This is a genomic window from Alistipes sp. AF14-19 (assembly GCF_003461645.1).
Lineage (GTDB): Bacteria > Bacteroidota > Bacteroidia > Bacteroidales > Rikenellaceae > Alistipes > Alistipes shahii.
Window position 1 is genome coordinate 1 of record NZ_QTXM01000039.1, and the last position, 6,025, is coordinate 6,025.

At 63.3% G+C, this 6,025-nt stretch carries 3 protein-coding genes; all 3 read left to right on the plus strand.

Annotated features, from left to right (window positions below; genetic code table 11):
- Positions 1 to 1,305 (plus strand): DUF1080 domain-containing protein, encoded by a 1,305-nt coding sequence (locus DWW03_RS16130; protein ID WP_022061065.1) that lies wholly within the window; start codon positions 1 to 3, stop codon positions 1,303 to 1,305.
- Between the two features lie 86 nt (positions 1,306 to 1,391).
- Positions 1,392 to 2,672 (plus strand): Gfo/Idh/MocA family oxidoreductase, encoded by a 1,281-nt coding sequence (locus DWW03_RS16135; protein ID WP_015547244.1) that lies wholly within the window; start codon positions 1,392 to 1,394, stop codon positions 2,670 to 2,672.
- 24 nt (positions 2,673 to 2,696) lie between these two features.
- On the plus strand, positions 2,697 to 6,025 hold a 3,329-nt coding region (locus DWW03_RS16140), incomplete at its 3' end, for a DUF1080 domain-containing protein (protein WP_118407052.1).

Below are 6,025 nucleotides of genomic sequence, written 5' to 3' on the forward strand. Positions count from 1 at the left end.
ATGAAATCGAACCCAAGCCGCACCCTGTTCCGCACGCTCTTCGCGACGGGACTCATCGCAGCCAGCCTCTGCTCCTGCTGCCCCAAACACAACACCCTCACCCAGGCCGAAATCGCCGACGGCTGGCAGCTGCTCTTCGACGGCAAAAGCCTCGACCAGTGGAAAGACTTCAACGGAGACTCGCTCACGATGCCCTGGCACGTGGTGGACGGCTGCATCCAGGCCGCCGGCGACGGCAGCGACCTGTCGGGATACATCGTCACCAAAAAGCAGTATGAGAACTTCATCCTCGACTGGGACTGGAAGCTCTCCTACGGCGGCAACAGCGGCATGCTCTACCACGTGGTCGAGAACCCCTATTTCAAGGTTCCCTATGTCACCGGGCCGGAGTACCAGCTGATCGACAACGCAGGCTGGGAGGCCACGAACGCCCCGACCCGGCTCGAGGAGTGGCAGAAACTGGGCGTGGACTACGCCATGCACCTGCCGAATCCCGATTCGCTGCTGGTCAACCCGCAGGGCGAGTGGAACTCGTCGCGCATCGTCTGCGACAACGGCCACGTGGAGCATTGGCTCAACGGCCGCAAGATCCTCGAATTCGAAGCCTGGACCGACGACTGGTTCGCCCGCAAGAACAGCGGCAAATGGGAGACGGCTCCCGAATACGGACTGGCGCACCGCGGCGTGCTGTGCCTCCAGGACCACGGCTACCCCGCTTCGTTCCGCAACCTGAAAATCAAGGAACTGCCCCGCAAGGCCGGCCGGGAGGTCGAACTCTTCAACGGCCGCGACCTCACGGGATGGGAAGCCTACGGAACCGAGAAATGGTATGTCGACAAGGACGGCCTGCTGGTCTGCGAGAGCGGTCCCGACAAAAAATACGGTTACCTCGCCACGCGCGAATACTACGATGATTTCGACCTGACGGTGGAGTTCAAGCAGCTCGCCAACGGCAACTCCGGCGTCTTTTTCCGCTCGTTCGTCGAGCCGCCGGTGAAGGTCCACGGCTGGCAGTGCGAAGTGGCTCCGAAGAACCACGACACGGCGGGCATCTACGAGTCCTACGGCCGCGGATGGCTGGTGCAGATTCCCGACGAGAAGGAGTCGATTCTCAAGGAGGGGGATTGGAACACGCTGCGGCTGAAGGTCCAGGGCGACCGCGTGCAGACGTGGCTCAACGGCGAGGAGATGGTGGACATCACCGACGCGAAGATCGGCGCCGCGCAGGGACGCATCGCCTTGCAGATTCACGACGGAGGAGGCATCAAGGTCCTCTGGCGCAACATCCGGCTGACGACCCTGTAAACAAACGGCGGTTCCCATCCGACGGAACCGCCGTTTCCTCTACCTATTTTATTGACTGCATCCAAAAAAACACAACCTGAAATACTATGAGTAACCGCAGAGATTTTCTGAAAAAGGCAGGCGGGCTGGCGCTGCTGACCATCGTGCCGCGCAGCGTGCTCGGAGGCACCAAATTCGTCGCCCCGAGCGACCAGCTCACGAAGGGCATCATCGGCGTGGGCGGCATCGGCAAGAGCAGCTATCATTTCACCTCCAACGATGCATGCCGCCTGGTGGCGGTCTGCGACGTCGACCGCAAACACCTCGAAAGCGCCATCGCACTGGGCCGCAAGAAGTTCGACAAGACCCTCGAAAGCTATCACGACTACCGGGATCTGATCACCGACCCCAACGTCGACATCGTACACATCGCCACCCCGCCCCACTGGCACGGCATCATGGCCGTCGAGGCTGCCAAGGCCGGCAAGGACATCTGGTGCGAGAAGCCGATGACGCGCACCATCGGCGAGGGCAAGCGCGTGGTGGAGGCCGTCCGGCAGAACGGACGCATCTTCCGCCTGAACACCTGGTTCCGCTTCAAGGACACCTTCTACGGACTGGGCACGACGGTCGAACCGCTCAAGAAACTCGTCGACAGCGGCCTGCTGGGATGGCCCCTCAAGGTAACCATCTCCGGAGCCACGGGATTCACCTGGAAATTCTTCTGGGTGGGGCAGGAGAACCTCAAGCCCCAATCCGTCCCGGAAGAGCTGGACTACGACATGTGGCTCGGCCCGGCGCCCTACAAACCCTACAACAAACACCGCGTGCACGCCACGTTCCGCGGCTACTGGGACTACGACGGCGGCGGACTCACGGATATGGGACAGCACTACATGGACCCCGTGCAGTACCTGTTGGGCAAGGACGACACCTCGCCCGTGAAGATCGAGGTCGACGCTCCGCAGCAGCATCCCGACGCCGTGGGCATCTGGCGCAAGATCGTATACACCTACGACGACGGCTGTCAGATCGTCCTCGAAGGCGAGGGCTACGAAAGCAAGGGCAAGGTCCCCTACATCGAAGGTCCGCTGGGCAAGGTGTATCAGGGTTTCGAGTGCACGATTCCCGACGTCATGGAGAAGATCGCCGAAATGCCCGACCCCGAACCGCAGAACACCGATTTCCTGGCATGCGTGCGCAACCGCGAGCCTTTCGCCCTCGACGAGCTCAAGGGACACCGCAGCTCCACGCTCGTGAACCTCGGGGCATGCGCCCTGCGCCTGAACCGCACGCTGCATTTCGATCCCGACAAGCAGCTCTTCGTCGGAGACGAGGCCGCAAACCGGCTCATCGACCAGCCGATGCGCACGCCGTGGAAAATCTGATAACGTCCAAAACCTGAAAAAAACATGAAAAAGATATTTATCACCATACTCCTCGCCGCCCTGATGCCCTTCGCAGCCGGTGCGCAGGACGCGCGCCAGCGCACCGCCGAAACGATCGTTGCGGACGCCCTGGCCCAACTCCCGGCCCAGACGCCCAAGGCGTTCGACAGCCTGATGCAGGAACTCGCGGCGACCGGAGCCGACGGAATTCGGATGATGGCCGCCATGCTCGTACCCGCAGCGGAAGGCAAGAACGCCCCCGTGGAATACGCCATCAACGGGGTGGTGAGCTACGTGACCGCCGCAGGCCGCGAAGAGCTGGCGCGGGAGATCCGCGCCGGACTGACGGACGCCGTCGCCGCCTCGACGGACAAACCCAACCAGGCATTCCTGCTCTCGCAGCTGCAACTATGCGCAACGGCGGCCGAAGCCCCCGTATTCGTGAAATACGCCGCGGACGAATACCTCGCCGACTACGCCGTGCGCGGACTGATCTCCACGCCCGGAACCGACGGGGAGATCCTCGCACTGATCGACGCAAGCCCGGCCCCGGACGCCCTGCTGGCCTATGCCGCCGCGGAGAAGCGCCTTGCGGCCGCAGAGCCCGCGCTGCTGAAATGGGCCGCAGACCCCAAGACCGGCACGCCGACGAAAGAGGCTGTCTATAACGCGCTGGCCAAGTGCGGCACAGCCGCCTCGATCGCGCCGCTCGCAGCAGCCGCAAAGGCCGACGGATACGCCTTCACGAAAACGGACGCAACGGGCGCCTACGTCGCCCTGCTCGCACGGCTCGCGGCAGCAGGAAACAGCAAGGCCGTCGCCGCCGCCAAGGCCCTGCGCAAAACCGGCATGCCGCAGAACGTCCGGGCCGCAGGTCTGGGAATAGTCCTCGGCACGGACGCCAAAAAACAGACGCCGGAACTGCTCGCCGCGCTGAAAGACGCCGACCGCGAATACCGCTGCGCCGCGCTCGACTTCGCCGGCGATTTCGCCGACGACGCCCTCTACGCCGCAGTCGTGAAGAAAATGCCGTCGCTCTCCGACGCCGCGAAAACCGACATCGTGAGCTGGCTCGGCGCCCGCCACGCCGCATCGCAGGCCAACGCCGTGATCGCGGCCATTTCCTCGGCCGACGAGGAACTGGCCCTGGCCGCCATCCGCGCCGCCGGGAAAATCGGAGGACAGGAGGCGCTCGACGCGCTCGTCGCACAGCTCGGAGGCGCACATGCCAAAGAGGCCTCGGCAGCTCTCGCGGCATTCAACGGAAAGCCCAACGCAGCGTTCGTCGCAGCTCTCGACGGCACGCCCGCCACGCAGGCCAACGCCCTGAAACTCGTGGCAAAAAGGCGCATCACCTCCGCAGCCGACAAGGTGTTCGCGCTGCTGAACTCCCCTGACAGGGCGGTGCGCACGGCAGCCTACGGCGCGCTGGCCGGCGTCACGACCCCCGCGGACTTCAACCGTCTGTGCGGCCTGCTGAACCAGGCGCAGGAGGACGACGTGAAGGCCCTTCAGGCCGGATTGAAGAACGCACTGGCCAAAGAGTCCTCCGACATGCAGTACAAGATGGTGGCAGGGCAGATGGCCGCCGCCCCCGAAAAGGCCCGCTACTATCCCCTGCTGGCGCAGGCCGCCAGCAAAGAGGCGATCGACGCCCTGCTGGCCGCCGACGACCGCCAGGCCGCATTCGCGGCCCTGCTGACGGTTCAAAACCCCGCGATGGTCGACGTGTTGTATGATCTCGCCCGGCAGAACCCCGCATGGACCGACGCCGCAATTTCGCGCTACACGGACTTCGTCTCGAAGTCGCGCAATACGCCCATGCGCAAATACCAGCTATACCGCCGCGGACTGGAGGCGAAACCCTCGCCCAAGGTGCAGAACAAACTGCTCAAAGCGCTCTCCAAAACCCCGGTATTCCCGGCGCTGACGCTTGCCGTGAACTACATGGACGCACCCGCGACGGCCGAAACCGCCGCAATGGTCGTGAAGACCGTCGCTGCGAAGAACCCCGCGCTGGGAGGAGAAACGGTAGCAGCAGCCCTGAAAAAGGCCCAGGAGGTATATGCCGGACTGGCCAAATCCGACGCCGACGCAGGTTACGCCGTCGACGAGATCAAGGGACTCCTGGCCAAACTCCCCGCAGAGGGATACCTCCCGGTATCGCTCGAACCGAGCGGATGGGAAGCCGTGGTCGGCGATCCCGAGACCCGCAAGGCGATGAAGGCCAAGGCGCTGGCGAAAGCGCAAACAGAGGCCCGGGCCGCGATGGCGAAGAACTGGATCGCAGAAAACGGCGTCCTGACCGGGGCCGCTGACGGAGGAACGATCGGATCGGCGAAAAATTACGAAAACTTCGAACTGATCCTCGACTGGAAGACCGAAGGCGAGGCCGCGATGGGCATCCGCTCGATCCCGCAGATCGCACTCGGAGGAAAGAACTCCGGAGCCTTGACGGGCAACATGCTCCACGACAACGCCGCACCCAAAGCGGCCGCGAACGGCCCGCAGGAGTGGAACACGATGCAGGTGAAGGTGGTCAGCGACCGCGTGACGGTCGTACTCAACGGCGTCACGACCGCCGAGAACGTAATCCTCGAAAACGCATGCAACCGGGAGATTCCCGCCTACGCAGAGGGACAGATCCTGCTCATCGCGGGAAATGCGCCCCTCAACGTCCGCGAAATGTACATCCGCGAACTGCCCGCCACGCCGCGCTTCGAACTCTCGGAGGAAGAGGCTGCCGACGGCTTCGAGGTGCTCTTCGACGGTACGTCGATGCACAAGTGGACCGGGAACACCACCAACTACGTCCCCGTCGACGGAACGATCTACGTGACGGCGCAGTACGGCGGATCGGGCAACCTCTACACCAAGAAGGAGTACGGTGATTTCGTCCTGCGATTCGAATTCGCCTTCGACAGAGAGGGCGTCAACAACGGCATCGGCATACGCACCCCCATGGGCGTCGACGCCGCCTATCACGGCATGGAGATTCAGGTGCTCGACCACGACGCTCCGATCTACAAGAACCTGCGCGTATACCAGCAGCACGGATCGGTCTACGGAATTATCCCGGCCAAACGCGTGAAATTCCCGCCCCTGGGAACATGGAACGTCGAGGAGATACGCGCCGTGGGAGACCGCATCACCGTGACGGTAAACGGCGAGGTGATTCTCGACGGAGACATCCGGCAGGCCTGCCAAGGCCACAACGTGGCCCCCGACGGCGGGAAAAACAACCCCTACACCGTGGACCACAAGAACCATCCCGGACTCTTCAACGCCTCGGGACACATCGGACTGCTCGGACACGGAGCCGGAATCAAGTTCCGAAACATACGAATCAAGGA

Bases quoted from the DNA above. Each gene is read 5' to 3' on its own strand.
- DWW03_RS16130 (WP_022061065.1), top strand. From the start codon at position 1: ATGAAATCGAACCCAAGCCGCACCCTGTTCCGCACGCTCTTCGCGACG.
- DWW03_RS16135 (WP_015547244.1), top strand. From the start codon at position 1,392: ATGAGTAACCGCAGAGATTTTCTGAAAAAGGCAGGCGGGCTGGCGCTG.